General features: G+C 65.2%; 9 protein-coding genes. 3 read left to right on the top strand and 6 right to left on the bottom strand.

Annotated elements, in window-relative coordinates; all coding sequences use genetic code 11:
* The first annotated feature begins 128 nt into the window (after positions 1-128).
* Entirely contained in the window at positions 129-440 is a 312-nt protein-coding gene (locus AC6I6X_RS11705) for a thiamine-binding protein (protein WP_497930693.1), read from the top strand.
* Positions 441-500: 60 nt separating this feature from the next.
* Here AC6I6X_RS11705 and AC6I6X_RS11700 read toward each other — a convergent pair whose 3' ends face one another.
* The 3 genes from AC6I6X_RS11700 to AC6I6X_RS11690 form a co-directional block, all read right to left on the bottom strand.
* A complete protein-coding gene (locus AC6I6X_RS11700; RefSeq protein ID WP_497930692.1) occupies positions 501-677 on the bottom strand; it encodes a hypothetical protein in 177 nt (58 codons plus the stop codon).
* A gap of 330 nt (positions 678-1,007) precedes the next feature.
* On the bottom strand, positions 1,008-3,008 hold the full coding sequence (locus AC6I6X_RS11695) for a CARDB domain-containing protein (protein WP_497930691.1): 2,001 nt from the start codon (positions 3,006-3,008) through the stop codon (positions 1,008-1,010).
* Between the two features lie 135 nt (positions 3,009-3,143).
* Complete coding sequence (locus AC6I6X_RS11690) at positions 3,144-4,289, bottom strand: hypothetical protein (RefSeq protein WP_497930690.1); 1,146 nt, start codon at positions 4,287-4,289, stop codon at positions 3,144-3,146.
* Positions 4,290-4,487: 198 nt separating this feature from the next.
* Between AC6I6X_RS11690 and AC6I6X_RS11685 the strand changes: the two genes are divergently transcribed.
* Positions 4,488-5,663 carry a sugar phosphate nucleotidyltransferase gene (locus tag AC6I6X_RS11685; protein ID WP_497930689.1) on the top strand — a complete coding sequence of 392 codons (1,176 nt, stop codon included), beginning with the start codon at positions 4,488-4,490 and terminating at the stop codon, positions 5,661-5,663.
* Positions 5,663-7,465 (top strand): glutamine--fructose-6-phosphate transaminase (isomerizing), encoded by a 1,803-nt coding sequence (gene glmS, locus AC6I6X_RS11680; RefSeq protein ID WP_497930688.1) that lies wholly within the window; start codon positions 5,663-5,665, stop codon positions 7,463-7,465. Before AC6I6X_RS11685 ends, glmS begins: the two co-directional genes overlap by 1 nt.
* A gap of 1,045 nt (positions 7,466-8,510) precedes the next feature.
* Here the strand turns inward: glmS and AC6I6X_RS11675 are convergent.
* The 3 genes from AC6I6X_RS11675 to AC6I6X_RS11665 all read right to left on the bottom strand — a co-directional run bounded on the left by AC6I6X_RS11675 (position 8,511) and on the right by AC6I6X_RS11665 (position 13,743).
* The gene (locus AC6I6X_RS11675) at positions 8,511-8,711 is read right to left on the bottom strand and encodes a hypothetical protein (RefSeq protein WP_497930687.1); all 201 of its coding nucleotides are present in this window, start codon (positions 8,709-8,711) and stop codon (positions 8,511-8,513) included.
* A 1,640-nt stretch (positions 8,712-10,351) separates the two neighbouring features.
* Complete coding sequence (locus AC6I6X_RS11670) at positions 10,352-11,206, bottom strand: IclR family transcriptional regulator (RefSeq protein WP_497930686.1); 855 nt, start codon at positions 11,204-11,206, stop codon at positions 10,352-10,354.
* A 296-nt stretch (positions 11,207-11,502) separates the two neighbouring features.
* Positions 11,503-13,743, bottom strand: coding sequence for a glycoside hydrolase family 3 N-terminal domain-containing protein (locus AC6I6X_RS11665; RefSeq protein ID WP_497930685.1), 2,241 nt, complete (start codon positions 13,741-13,743; stop codon positions 11,503-11,505).
* Positions 13,744-13,877: the final 134 nt, after the last annotated feature.

Genomic DNA, 13,877 nt, shown 5'->3' with positions numbered 1-13,877 from the left:
ACGGGTCTCGAACACGGCCGCGGCCGCCGCGCGCACCGACCGCGAAGAACTATTCCGATCGTCGTGATAGCTCACCGGTGCCAGTCGGTGGCCACGCGCCACCCGGCACGCGGCACCGAGGTGTTCCCATGACAGTCATCGCCAGATTCGAGGTCATTCCCGTCCACGACGGGAGCCTCTCCGACGAAATCGCACAGGCGATCGAGGTGCTCGACGAGTTCGACGTCTCGTACGAACTGACCGCGACGGACACGGTCGTCGAGGCCGAGTCCGTCGACGAAGTGTTCGACGCGGTCCGGGCGGCCCACGACGCGGTCGAGGCCGATCGTACCATCACCTCGCTCGAGATCGACGACTACGAGAGTCGAACGCAGCAGGCCGACGAGCGCGTCGAGTCCGTCGCGAGCGTCCTCGGGCGCGACCCCCGGCGCGACCGGTGAGTCGCCCACCCGCGGGCGGCACATCCCCCGGCCCCCTCCTGCCACTGCGGACCGCGCCGATCACTGTCCGACGTCCATCGAGTCGTACTCGGCGGCGTCGTACTCCGCAATTTCGGTCGATCCACAGGTGGGACAGGTCCGTTCGGTACGCTCGAGCGTCGTCCCGCAGTTCCGACACTCGTAGATGACCACGTCGTCGGTCGACAGCCACCGCCGCACTGCGGTGGTCAGGGACATACAGTCCGTTGTTCTCGCGACGACACAAAGACGCTGTACTTTCACCTGCGTGCCGGGGAGCGCCGCTCGAATCCGGTGCCGTCATCCGCGAGCTCCGGGCCTGGCGCGTCGTCGGCGCGTCTGACGGGGGTTGTGGAACCCAGCATCGATGCCGGTACGACGGTCACGAATCGATCCGTGCCGATAGCCCTGGCTCGAGGTCCCTGTCCCGGGGCAACTGCGGTAAAAACGAGACGGACGCGCTGGACACGATCACGATCGACGGGAGACGTCACCGAACGCACGGCCTCGATCGACGGTCGACCGATCGATGGCGGGTGGCCCGCGCCGTCAGAGTGCGGCCCGCACGATCAGGATGGCGGCCGCCGCGAAGACGAGGGCGGCGATCCCGGCTACGAGCACGGTGAAGCTCGGAAGGGACTCCGGCAGGATTCCCGAGTCGCCACCAACGGTCTCAGTGACGGTCAGCGTGCCGGCGCTCGTCCCGCTGACGGCGAGGTCGTAGTCGCCGGCCTCGTCGAACGATTCGGTGAAGGTGACCGTCTCGCTGGCTCCGGCCTTGACGCTCACGTCCTGTTCGTCGACGACCTCGCCGTCGACGAGCAGTTCCGCGGTGAACGTCCCGGCTTTCTCGCCGGTGTTCTCGACGGTCGCCGTAACGTCGACGTCATCATCGACGGCGATCTCGGTCTCGCTCAGCGATGCGTCGGTGACAGTGAAGGATGGTTTAGTTGGTGTCGTCGATTTCTCGCTGACGGTAAGCGTCCCGGCCGTGACGTCGTTGACGGCGATCTCGTACGTGCCGGGCTCGTCGAACGCCCTGGAGAACGTCACCGTCTCTGTCGAACCGGATAATACGACGACGTCCTTGGTCTCGACGACCTCGCCGTTCGCGATCAGTTCGGCCGTGAAGATGCCGCCCTGGTCGCCGTCCACCTCGGCGATCGTCGCCGTGATGTCGACGGGTTCGCCGACGGCGGTTTTGGTATCGCTCAGCGACGCCCCGGTGACGTTGAACGTCGGATCGAGGCTCGGCATCGCCCCTGGAGCGCCACCGCCACCGCCGCCACCGCCGCCGGTATCGCCGTCATCGTCGGTCGATCCAATGGTGATCGTATCCGTTGCGGTCTGGAACTGATCGCTCGAGGCGCCCATCGCGACGTGGACCCAGCGGTAGTCGGTTTCGGACCCGTTCTCGAAGGTTTCGACGGTGAGTTCCTCGCTCGCGTTGCCGACGAGCGCCGTCGAGGAGGCGTTGAGTTGGACGTCGCCAGGTTCGGTCGTCGGATCGTCGAGTCCCGCTTCGGACGTGATGAAGTTCACCACGTTGGCGGGGTCGGTAAGGCCGCGTTCCGTCCGATTCTCGAGCGATTGTCCGAAGAAGCTGACGTCGTCTTCGAGGGTCTGGACGCCGTTGACCGACTCGAAGTCGTGTTTGACCGTAACGTTCTCCATAGAGAGATTGGCGTTCAACTCCTCAGTGGTGTTGATCGTCATCTCGCTACTGTTGAACGCCTTCGCGTCGTAGAGGACGACGGCGTGGGTCACGTTTTCGACACCTTCGAGGGCCGTCGCGTCGACGTCGAAGGTTACGTCGTCACCGGGTTCGATCTGGGAGTCAGGCGAGGACACGTCGACAGTCGACGGCTCGTCGTGGGCGACGAGTTGCTCGACGCCGAGGATAGTCGTGTCGTCGATCGACGTGATATTCCCGTTCGTCTCGTCGACTTCGATGCCCCCGGTCGTGACAAAGTACGTGTAGAATCCGGACTCTTCCGGCGTATCCGAATGCGTGAACGTGCCGTCGTCGATCTGGGTAGACGAATTGGTGAAGGTGACGTTCCGGTTGAGCGCATCGCGGTTCTCCGCGTCGAGCGCGTCCAGCAGTTCCTGGCCGGTCGTCGGGAGGGCGCTCAGATTCGTGTCCCCATCGACGTCTTCGTTGAGATAGGCCCCCACCACCTGGGCGTCCCCGTCGAAGTCGCCGGCATCGACGTGGTCGCCGAAGGTGAGCGTCGCCTCGGTACCGGTCTCGTAGACATTAGCCGAGCTCCGGTGCAGATTGCTGTCTACTGACGGTGTTTCGACCTTACTCCCCGGGAGATCCACCGAAGCGTTTGCGTCCGAACTTTCAGCGCGGAGGGAGAGTGGTGTCCGGGTCCAGACCGAGACGTTGTCGCTGAGCTCGACGACCTCGTCGTTCGTCTCCTCTGTGGCGACGCTCGCTGCCGTTCCTGTGCCTGAAGCGGTCCCCGCAACTCCAGCGAGTGGAGCGAGAAGCATGATGGAGACCATGACAGTCACTTTTGCCCGTCGTTCCAGATTTCTCATATATCAGTGAATCTAATTCACCCAGGTTAATAGTTTCGGGGCTGAGGCAGACGGTCGAGAGCTCGGTTGCGGATGGTCCTTCGCGATCGGAGGGAGTTCAGTCGGTCAGGCACGGACCACCCATTTCGACGACAGTTAGAGTCGGTTTCGACGGGTGACCACCAGACGCAAGGTGGCGATCGTAACCAGAATCGGAATCGCGACTGGCGCTCCGAGCTCGTCGGGGTCAGTCTCGTCCGGCGTCGTGTCGTCGCGTTCGGACGGTTCGATGACCTCGTCCGACGTGTTGCCGTCGTCAGCGTCCCGTTCGTCGGCACCCGCGTCCGCACCGGTCTCGGTGGCGTTCCCGCTCTCGCGATCGGTCGACTCGTTGCCTTCGGCCGTCGCGTTACGGTCGTCGGCGGTCCCGTCGTCCGCATCGGACTCGTTGCCGGCGTTGTGCTCGTCGGTGTCGGTCTCGTTGTCGTTTCCACCATCGGAATCGGTCTCGTCGTCGGCGTCGCTGCTGTCGTCGCCGGCCGTGCCATCAGTTCCGTCCCCGTCGGTATCGGTCTCGTCGGTCGTCACGGTGAGCGACGCCCCGTTCTCGACGGCGAGGGATGTCGGATAGCCTTCGACCCTCTCGTCGCCAACGACGGCACCGTACACGTTGTAGGTGCTGGCTTCGACGTTCGCCAGGGATACCGTCGTGCGGTAGTTCGTACCGCTCTCGTGGTCGAGCGTCACCTCGGTGACGTCGTCCCCCTCCCAGATCGCGACGTCGAGCGTCTCTGGCTGGTCCAGGTCTCCGATCGGTTCGACGGTCGCCTCGATCGCGATCTCGCTCCCCTGCTCGACCGTCGTCGGATACGCGAGATCGACGTCGTACCCCTGCACGACGACCGGAGTCACCGCCTCGCGACCCTGGTCGTCAGGTTCGAGCGAGAGCATGTAGGTGCCGGGCTCGAGGGCGCTCGTGTCGAGTTCATCATCGGCGTCACCCATCGTGACGGTGTCTTCGTCGGCGGACATGTACTCACTGTGCTCGTGCTTTCCGTCGGTGTTGTACAGATGGACGTAGTAGTTCTCCGCCGACGTGACCTGGAGTTCGATCGGTTCGCCGGCGTCGATCACGGCGATTTCGTCGATGTCGTACTCGCTGCCTTCGATCTCGACCGTTTCTGTCGGCGTCTCGATTGCGCCGGTGACCGTCAACTCGTATGCCGACCCGGCGGCCACCGTGACCGAGGCTGCGCCGAAAATCAGGAGAACGGCGACTGCGATGCCGACGATGATGCGCATAGCCTCTGATTTATAGGATTGAAATAAAATCTTTCTGCTCTATCACTCAACCGTGTGATTCGATTCGGGCAGCTGGTCGGCTCGGCAGTTACGCCCGACGAGTGACCATTTCACCAGTCGGCCTCTCAGTGGTTCTCATCCCCAGATCGATAGTATTGGGCCGAAAGAATAACCTTCCTCTATTACTGTTACCCACTCATGACTATTCGTTCTGCGATCGTCCTTGCGGCTGGCGAAGGCCAGCGGCTCCGGCCGCTCACGACGAACCGGCCGAAACCGATGCTCTCTGCCGGTCCTAAACCCATTCTGGAACACGTCTTCGACGAGTTGATCGACGCGGGCGTCACCGATATCACGGTCGTCGTCGGCTACCAGCGCAACCGCGTCCAATCCCATTTCGGACCGACCTATCGCAACGTCCCGCTCACCTACGTGACCCAGGACAAACAGCTCGGCAGCGGCCATGCGCTCCTCCAGGCCGAGCCGGAGGCCGACGAGCCGACGTTGGTGGTCTACGGCGACCAGCTCATCGACGACCGGATCGTACGCGACGTTGTCCGAAGTCACGATGCGGCGGCGGCCACCCTCGGGCTCGTCCAACGCTCGGACGTCGCGGAGTACGGCGGCGTCCTGGTCGATGACGACGGCCACGTGACTGAGCTCGTCGAAAACCCTCACGACGAGCGGAGCTATCGGCTCAACGCCGGCGTGTACGTCTTCGAGCCCGAGATCTTCGATGTCGTCCGCACCACGAGCCCACGGGCGGGCGAACACTCGCTCGTCGACGCCCTGTCGGCGGCCCTCGAGGACGGGCTGGCGATTCACGGCGTCGTCTCGGACGGCGTCTGGGTCGACGCGACCTACCCGTGGGACCTCCTCGAGATCGCGGACGACCTCCTCGAGACCGACGGTGGCGTCGCGAGTCAGATCGCCCCCAGCGCGGCGGTCCACGCCGACGCGACGATCGTCGAACCTGTCGTCATCGAACCCGACTGCGTCGTCGGCCCGGGCGCCGTCGTCGGGCCGAACGTCTGTCTCGGCGAGAACGTCACCATCGCGGCGAACGCCGTCGTCGACCACTCGATCATCGAGAGCGATACCCGCGTCGGCGCGAACGCGACGCTGGTCGATTGCGTGACCGGCCGTGGCGTCCACGTGGGGCCGGGCTCGACCGTCGTCGGCGGGCCCGGCGACGTGGCGGTCGGCACCCAGATCCACCGGAACGAAGACCTCGGGGCCGTGCTCGCCGACCGGGTTCGTGACGAGGGAGGCGTGACGTATCGCCCGGGAACGATCGTCGGCGCCGATGCGATCGTTCGGGCCGGCTCGACCGTCAGCGGGACGATCGAGAACGACGTGGAGGTGCGTGCCTGATGTGTGGCATCATCGGCTACGTCGGGACCGACCGCGGCGACGACGCCCTCGAGGTCCTCCTCGAGGGGCTGTCACAATTGGAGTATCGGGGGTACGATTCGGCGGGCGTCGCCCTGGCGGACGGCGGGATCGACGTCCACAAGCGGGAGGGGGAACTCTCGGCGCTCGAGTCCGCGCTTCCGCGGGACGGGTTCGACGGCGACGCGATCGGCATCGGCCACACCCGCTGGAGCACGCACGGCCCCCCGTCGGACGCCAACGCCCACCCCCACACCGATGCCGCCGAACGGGTCGCCGTCGTGCACAACGGCATCATCGAGAACTACCAGGTGCTCCGCGATGACCTCGCGGCTGCGGGGGTCACGTTCGACAGCGATACCGACACCGAGGTCGTCCCCCACCTGATCGCACGCCATCTCGACGACGGACTGGCGCCCGAGGCCGCGTTTCGCGCGGCGATCGATCGGCTCGAGGGGAGTTACGCGATCGCGGCCGTCTTCGACGGGACGGAGACGGTCTACGCCGCGCGTCACGAATCACCGCTCGTGCTCGGCGTCGCCGACGATGGCCACTTCCTCGCGAGCGACGTGCCCGCGTTCATCGAATACACCGATCGGGTCATCTACCTGGACGACGGCGAGTTCGCCCGCCTCACTCCCGACGAACTCGTCGTTACCGATGCGAACGGCCAGCGGGTCGATCCGTCGGTCGAGACGATCGCCTGGGATCCGGAGGACGCTGGCAAGAGCGGCTACGAGCACTACATGCTCAAAGAGATCAACGAACAGCCCGCGGCCTTACGGGAGTGTTTCCGGGGCCGTCTCGACGAACTGACCGGGCAGGTCACACTCCCCGACGTCGGGGCGCTCGAGCCGACGCGGGGGGTCATCTTCGTCGCCTGTGGGACCTCCTATCACGCCGCCATGTTCGGCGCGCGACTCCTCCAGGAACGTGGCGTTCCCGCGCAGGCGTTTCTGGCGAGCGAGTTCACCGCGGATCGCGTCCCGATCGATTCCGACTCGCTCGTCGTCGGGGTCACCCAGAGTGGCGAGACGGCGGATACGATGCGCGCGATTCGGGAGGCTAACGGTGCCGGGGCGACGACCGTCGCCGTAACGAACGTCGTCGGGAGCTCCGCGGCCCGCGAGACGGACGAGGTGCTGTACATCCGTGCGGGCCCGGAGATCAGCGTGGCGGCGACGAAGACGTTCGCGAGCCAGCAGGCCGCGCTCACGATGCTCGCGGCCGAACTGAGCGACCAGCGATCGCGCGAGCTCGTCCAGGAGCTCCGGGCGGTCCCCGACCAGATCCAGTCCGTGCTGGATTCCTCGACGGCGCGCGAGATCGCCGACACCTACCACGACGCCGAGGCCTACTTCTTCATCGGCCGCGGGTATCACTACCCCGTCGCGCTCGAGGGGGCGCTGAAGATGAAAGAGATCACGTACAACCACGCCGAGGGGTTTGCCGCCGGCGAACTGAAACACGGGCCGCTGGCGCTGGTGTCGGAAGAGACGCCGGTCTTCGCGATCGTCACCGGTGACGACCCCCTCGCCGAGAAGACGATCGGCAACGTCAAAGAGGTCGAAGCCCGGGGGACGCCAGTCGTGGCCGTGACCGATGGCCGATCGGACGTCGCTCGCTACGCGGATTACGCCCTCGAGGTGCCGGCGACCTCGCCCGTCGCCAGTTCGATCGTCGCGAACGTCCAGCTCCAACTGGTCGCGTACTGGACCGCGAACGAACTCGGACGCGCGATCGACAAACCGCGCAACCTGGCCAAGAGCGTAACCGTCGAGTGAGCCCTCGCGCCGCCGGTGAGTCGGGGCCGCTCCGACTGGAAGTGACGCGGGATCTCATCCGCGGTTTCGGAGGAGACGACGGGAGCCAGCCCGAGGGCGTGAGGCCGGCTACCCGAACTGCGCGGGGACTAGCGATCGTCGCGTCATCAGTGTCGGGTGAAAAGATCGCTTGATCGTCGCACGGGGACAGGTGCCTCGATCGATGTGCTCGTCGATACGTGGTCGTAGCAGCGCACAGGGCGTGACTGAGCTGCCTCACCTGCCCCCTAATAACCAGTGGAAAATCAACTCGTTTAACAGTTCTGGTTACCGATGGTTGGGCCGACCACTCCCCCGGCGCCGGTGAACCGGTGCTCGGCCCGCGAGAGAAGCGGTGGCACCCATCGGGCCCATGCCGGCGGTCCTGACTGGCACCACCGCGACCAGTCGCAGAGACTGTCCCCGACGAGTAGTCCGGTCTGCGTTGTCGTTCGATGAAGGGAACGAGAGTCGAGCCACCTCGACGCCGTTCGAATAGTTCTCAGCGGTCGACCGGGTGCCGGCGAGGACGAGCGGCCTGTGCAGTGGCGTGCGCCGATTCCTGTCTTGTTTGCAAAATCGCATGTAATTATGGAATAGTTAATACAGACGTAATATCAACATACTATACGAAAATGTAATATAATCGCTGACTGAATGTTCAGCGGAACGACGATGAGCACTCACTCCGCGCCGTCCACCATCTGTCGGATGTGCCAACGACCGATCGGCGATCGCGCCTCGCGGTACCGTGGCGAACCGGTGCACCCCGCCTGTCGGTCACACCTCCTCGCGGCCGAGTCGTCCCGCTGATCGTTCCGTCCCGACTCAGCATCGATAGCGCGGTCTCATAGGGGTACTCTTCGATCAGGGACCGCCGGCCACCGGCGCGATGGCATACCGACCCGGGACGGGCGATGTGCCGGTGGTGGGATCGAGACGATCTTCTCGCTCGGGTCGCACACACTCGTAGTTCCGCTGGAGCGAACACGGCTGCCCAGTTCGTCGCCGAGACCGCTTCCGACTGTTATGGTGAGAGCGTGTCGGACGCCGACGCCGGGAGACGGGCGTCGCTGCAGTAGTGATACCGGAACACGTCCGTGCCGTCGCGAGTTCGCCACGTGACCCGGCGTTCGCGGGCGCCGAGCTCGGTTTCACAGGCGTGCCACGTCGCCGTCTCCTGCATCCGGTGGTGGTGCGAGAGCAGTACCGGCTCGGAGTACTCCATCGGCGGGCTCCCGTAGCGGACTACAAATACGTGCGGATGCTTCTCAGCGAATAGTATACCTTGAGCAGTGCGATCGCCTGCGGCTCGGCCCGTAGCGGGCCGTCCGCGACACGTCTCGCCACCGACTCCCGCGGCGCGTGGCGGGCCGTCGCCGGTCCCGAACCGATCGTACGAGCACGGACGACGGAGACTGGCCGGCGGGACGGTCGGACTGGTAGCCCCCATGGCAGATGTGACACTGATAATCCAGTTACCGATCGCTGGAGCAGTGACCAAAATAATTCGAGAACTGGTATGTGGGACATAATATCGACAAATAGATATTAGACAGCGGCTGGGTATTGGGGCTCCGTCCCGAGACCGAGTCCGCGATCGACGCGTGTCTTGGTGAGTCTCAGCGCTGAATCGCCGAGAATGCGGCAGTTACCGCTTGTTTCTTGGTGGGTTCACACAGTCCTCTCGACGACTGTGGACGGATCTCTGACTGCTCGGGCGTCCCGCGAGAGATCGTTCGTTTCTGGAGGGATCGCGACGGACGGTCGATTACGCCGCCCGGCGAGGCGACTCACGGTGTTGGCGAGCGGGGTCGGAGGCCGGGATCGTCCGTCGACTGGCTGTGGCCCGGTTTCTGCGTGCAGTCGTGACCGGCCGAACACGGCCGTACGACCCCAATCTATCCAAATTAGAAACAGTATTTAAAAGTGGTAGTTTGGGTTACCGGAACTCGAGAACGATCCCTTCAGGTCACGTGATATTATGTCTAGACGATAGCTCGGCCGGGCGCATCCGGCTTGCCCTGACGATTCGTCTCGAAGATCGTCGTTCTCGACGATCTTGGGTTGGTGTCCCCGCGAGGTGCTATGGCGATGTGACGTCGAAAAGAACGTTGCCTTCGGAAGCAGCCCAGAAGGGGTCCTCCGCGTCTTTGTCCCTCAGACGAAGTCGTAGCCGTCCGTGCTCGGGCCGACCGACTGACGATGGTGGTCGACCCGTTGCCCCGCCTGTGGGCCCGGTAACTGCTCGACTCGTGGCTCAGCGTTCTCGCGCTGCATACAGGACTCTACGTCCCAATCCAGAGATACTGCGACTCAGCAGTTGTAGGCCGAAATTCGCGCGATGGGCTCCTCCCATCCGGGCACCGCCGTGCGGTCACGTGCGCGATGCGTTCGAGCGCCCCGTGCGCTTCGAGTGACGTGACGGGACCGTCGACCGACTCGTGAGTACGACACCCTCGGTGACAGGCGCGCCGTGTTTGCTCATCCCTAACACCTGGCCGATCGCGCGTCGTCGCGACGGGTATTCGACCGGTGCGAGGCCACTCCGTCGAGGGCCCCCTTCGTGAGAGTTCCACCCGCAGACTGCCTATGCCGATCTCGTATCGCCGGCCCCAACCCCGTGTCAGTGCGTCGCCATCGTGATCGGTTGTGCCCCTGAATCTCGGTGCCAGAGACGCGATGATCGTACCGAGGCGATTGGGGGATACCACGACGTGCAGAACTGATACGGAGACGCGGCCATTCACGGGACGGACGGAGTGATGTATCTTACATACATACGATTGTAATTCTACTGGGGACGACAGGCTAGCTGTTTGGCGATAGCAAACAACTAGAATCGATCCACTGGCGCCGGCCTCGCCGTTATCCTTGCTCGATTTCGATCTGGTCCGCGGCCCCCTGGACCTTCTCTGCCAGCTCCTCGATGCGCGCGTCGTCGAACCGGGACGCATGTCCGCTAACCACGATCGCACCCATAAGGCCGCCCGACACGTACTCCACAGTACATGCGACCGACCGCGCACCCAGTACCTGTTCCTGGTCGTTGATGGCGTATCCCTGCTCACGGATGCGATCGAGTTCCTTGCGGAGCGGGTCCGGGTTGGTGATCGTCCGCGACGTCATCGGTTCCAGTTCCTGGGCGAACACGGCTTCGCGGCGATCCTCGGGCATGTCGGCCAGCATCGCTTTCCCGACCGCGGTCGCGTGAAGTGGCGCCGTCCGGCCGATCGGGGTCACGGACTCGATCGCGTTCGGACCGCCGCGGGTCGCGTGGACGAAGTGGACCAGCCGGTCCTCCTCGACGGCGAGGTGGACGACCTCACCCGTCGATTCTGCGAGCGAGTTCGCGACGGTGACCCCGTAGCGATAGAGATCGAACCCCTCCCGGATCCGGTTCCCGGTCGTGAGGAACCCGAGGCTGGCGCGATACTCGTCGGCGTCCCGCGTGACGTACCCGAGCCGGGACAGTGTCGAGAGGTGCGTGTGCACCGTGGTCTTCGAGCACCCGAGCGCGTTCGATAGTTCGGTAACGCCGGCACCCCGGCGATCGATCGTCCCAGGCGAAGACGGAGAGACGGCGCGGTTGATCCGGCGCCCGTCACAGCGGGCTTCCCGCGTCGGCTGCGCGGATGATCGAATTCCGCAGACCCAGTGTTTTACGCCAATACGAGCGTAAATCGCCGAGCGCGTTCGATCGATCGCATCCCGCCGTACCAATATAGCAGATGTTTGTCTACAGTCCCGGTAATAAATATATTTCTTACATAACCGAGGCCTTTACGTCGCCCTATTTCTATCCAAGAAGCACGAAATGAATAGTAGTAAGTCGACGTATGTTTCCAGGAACACTGTAAGCTGTGTGCTATTCGAATGCGACGGATTCGCCTGCACCGGCGGTCTACGCGGTGCTGACGACTGCGGGCGGCGACAGCCGCGTCGCTAGCAGGTTTCACGCCGAGAGCTCGACGACCAGAAGGAACTCTCCGCAGTGTCGCCTGGGTGGTGTCGGTGCTTCAGCGATCGCTCGGATCGACGTCGAGGTCGAACGTCCGGTCCCCGACGAAGAGGCGGAGACGTCCGGTGTCGGCGCGGCCGTCGCGCGACCGCTCGAAGAGCCCGATCCGGTCCGCGCTGATCCGGAGTTCCGCGGTCGCTCGTTCGCCGGGTGCCAGTTCGACGCGTTCGAACGCCCACAGCTCGCGGACGGGCGTTACGACCGAACTGAACTCGTCCCGGCCGAACACCTGGACGACCTCGCTCCCGTGGCGATCGCCCGTGTTGGCCAGCGTGACGCGGACCGTGAGGGCCTCGTCCGGGCTGATCGCGTCGCCAGAGAGGTCGATCGACTCGTACTCGACGGTGGTGTAGCTGAGTCCGTGGCCGAACTCGAACAGCGGATCGTACGACGGCGGGTGCTCGTCGGCACCGATCGGGTGCGGGTGCGGCCGGTGGTTGAAGTACGTGGGCAGCGTCGCCGCCGATCGCGGGATCGAAATCGGGAGTCGCCCGCCGGGTTCGGCCTCGCCGACCAGCGTCTCGCCGATCACCTCGCCGCCGACCCTGCCCGGGTAGTACGCCATGAGGATCGCCGGCACCGTCTCCGACAGCCACTCGATGGCCAGCGGGCGGCCGGTGACCAGGACCGCGACGACGGGTGTCCCCGTCTCCGCTACCGCGTCGACGAGGTCGCGCTGCGCGTCGGGAAGCGACAGTTCGTTCCGGGTCGGGAACTCGCCGGTCGCGCCGTCGGTTTCCGCCGCGGGGCCGAACTCGTGGAGGTACCAGTCCTCGCCGAGCGCGACGACGGCGACGTCCGCCTCGGCCGCCCGCTCCGCGGCGGCGTCGATATCGACGGGCGTCGTAATGTCACTGCCCGGTTCGTGGGTCACGACCGTCTCGTCGGCGACGGCGTCGACGATCCCCTCGCGGATCGTCGTCCCGGGGACGCCGGTATCCGCGTTACAGCTCCACCCGCCGTTCTGGTGGACGATCTCGTCGGCGTTCGGCCCGGTCACGAACACCTCGTCGACGCCGTCGTCGAGGGGGAGTACGTCCCCGTCGTTCTGCAAGAGCGTGAGCGATTTCCGGACGGCCTCGCGCGCGACGTCGAGGTGGTCGGGCGCGCCCAGTACGTCTTCGGCCGCGGGCTCCGGGTACGGGTCCTCGAAGAGGCCGAGCGCGAATTTCGCCCGCAGCACCCGCTCGGCGCTGGCCTCGATCAACTGGTCGGACAGGTCGCCGCGTTCGAGCAGGTCCCGGATGTGGCGGGCGTGTTCGGCGCCGGCGACCGACCCGATATCGAGCCCCGCCTCGCGGGTCTGACGTGCGGCCTCGATCGGCGTTCCCGCCGTGCGGTGTTCTTCGTGTAGCTGGCCGATCCCGTTCCAGTCGGAGACGACGATCCCGTCGAACCCGAGTTCCTCGCGGAGGAGTTCGGTCAGGAAGCGACGCGATCCGTGGGCCGGTTCGCCGTCGATCGAGTTGTAGCACGGCATCACCGCGCCGACGCCCTCCTCGAGCGCCGCCTCGAACGGCGGGAGGAACACGTTGCGGAGCGTGTGGGCGGAAATATCGACCGGAGCGGCGTCCTCGCCGCGCGTGGGGTCGCCGTAGGCCGGAAAGTGCTTCGCCGTCGCGAGCACCGAGGGCTCGTCGGGGTCCTCGCCCCGGTAGCCGCGGATCTCGCAGGCGGCCAGCGTTCCGACGAGGTACGGACTCTCACCGTACGTCTCCCCGGTCCGACCCCACCGCGGATCGCGGGCGACGTCGCAGGTCGGGCTATAGTTCTGGGCGGCCCCGGTGGCGCGCATCTCCGCCGCCGTGATTTCGGCCGTGCGTTCGACGAGTTCGGGACACCACGTCGCCGCCGCGCCGAGGTTGTTCGGGAAGACGGTCGACTCCTTGATGTACGCGTGGCCGTGGATCGCGTCGGCGGCGAACAGCAGCGGGACGCCCAGCCGCGTCTCCTCGACGGCGTGGGTCTGCAGTCGGCGCGCCGCGTCGACCGCGTCCTCGAGCGACTCGTTGGGCGAGCCACCCCAGCCGAACGGGGCGACCGCACCGACGTGGTACTCGTCGATCTCGGCGATGACGTCGTCGACACCGTGGGGCCCCTCGCCGAGCGTCCCGACGTAGGACCCGGCCAGTTGACCGATCTTCTCCTCGAGCGTCATCCGGTCGAGCAGATCGGCGACGCGTTCGTCGATCGACAGCGACGGATCTAGGTACGGCTCACTGCCGTCCAGGCTTGTCATGGGTGTTGATATCTAAAACGGGAGTTAATAAATGTATCTCCGGGGACCGGACGGCAGAATCGAGCGCTGGTACTGGGGGACAGTCGAGCACGACTCAGTTGGGGCGGAGTCACGCGCGCCGAATCACTCTCCCA

It is taken from the genome of Halosolutus sp. YCN4 (assembly GCF_059736495.1).
This window is presented reverse-complemented; position numbering and strand designations above follow the sequence as displayed.

What these genes read in the sequence shown, in the direction of transcription:
- AC6I6X_RS11705 (WP_497930693.1), top strand. Translation starts at nt 129, where the DNA reads ATGACAGTCATCGCCAGATTCGAGGTCATTCCCGTCCACGACGGGAGC.
- AC6I6X_RS11700 (WP_497930692.1), bottom strand. Translation starts at nt 677, where the DNA reads ATGTCCCTGACCACCGCAGTGCGGCGGTGGCTGTCGACCGACGACGTG.
- AC6I6X_RS11695 (WP_497930691.1), bottom strand. Translation starts at nt 3,008, where the DNA reads ATGAGAAATCTGGAACGACGGGCAAAAGTGACTGTCATGGTCTCCATC.
- AC6I6X_RS11690 (WP_497930690.1), bottom strand. Translation starts at nt 4,289, where the DNA reads ATGCGCATCATCGTCGGCATCGCAGTCGCCGTTCTCCTGATTTTCGGC.
- AC6I6X_RS11685 (WP_497930689.1), top strand. Translation starts at nt 4,488, where the DNA reads ATGACTATTCGTTCTGCGATCGTCCTTGCGGCTGGCGAAGGCCAGCGG.
- glmS (WP_497930688.1), top strand. Translation starts at nt 5,663, where the DNA reads ATGTGTGGCATCATCGGCTACGTCGGGACCGACCGCGGCGACGACGCC.
- AC6I6X_RS11675 (WP_497930687.1), bottom strand. Translation starts at nt 8,711, where the DNA reads ATGGAGTACTCCGAGCCGGTACTGCTCTCGCACCACCACCGGATGCAG.
- AC6I6X_RS11665 (WP_497930685.1), bottom strand. Translation starts at nt 13,743, where the DNA reads ATGACAAGCCTGGACGGCAGTGAGCCGTACCTAGATCCGTCGCTGTCG.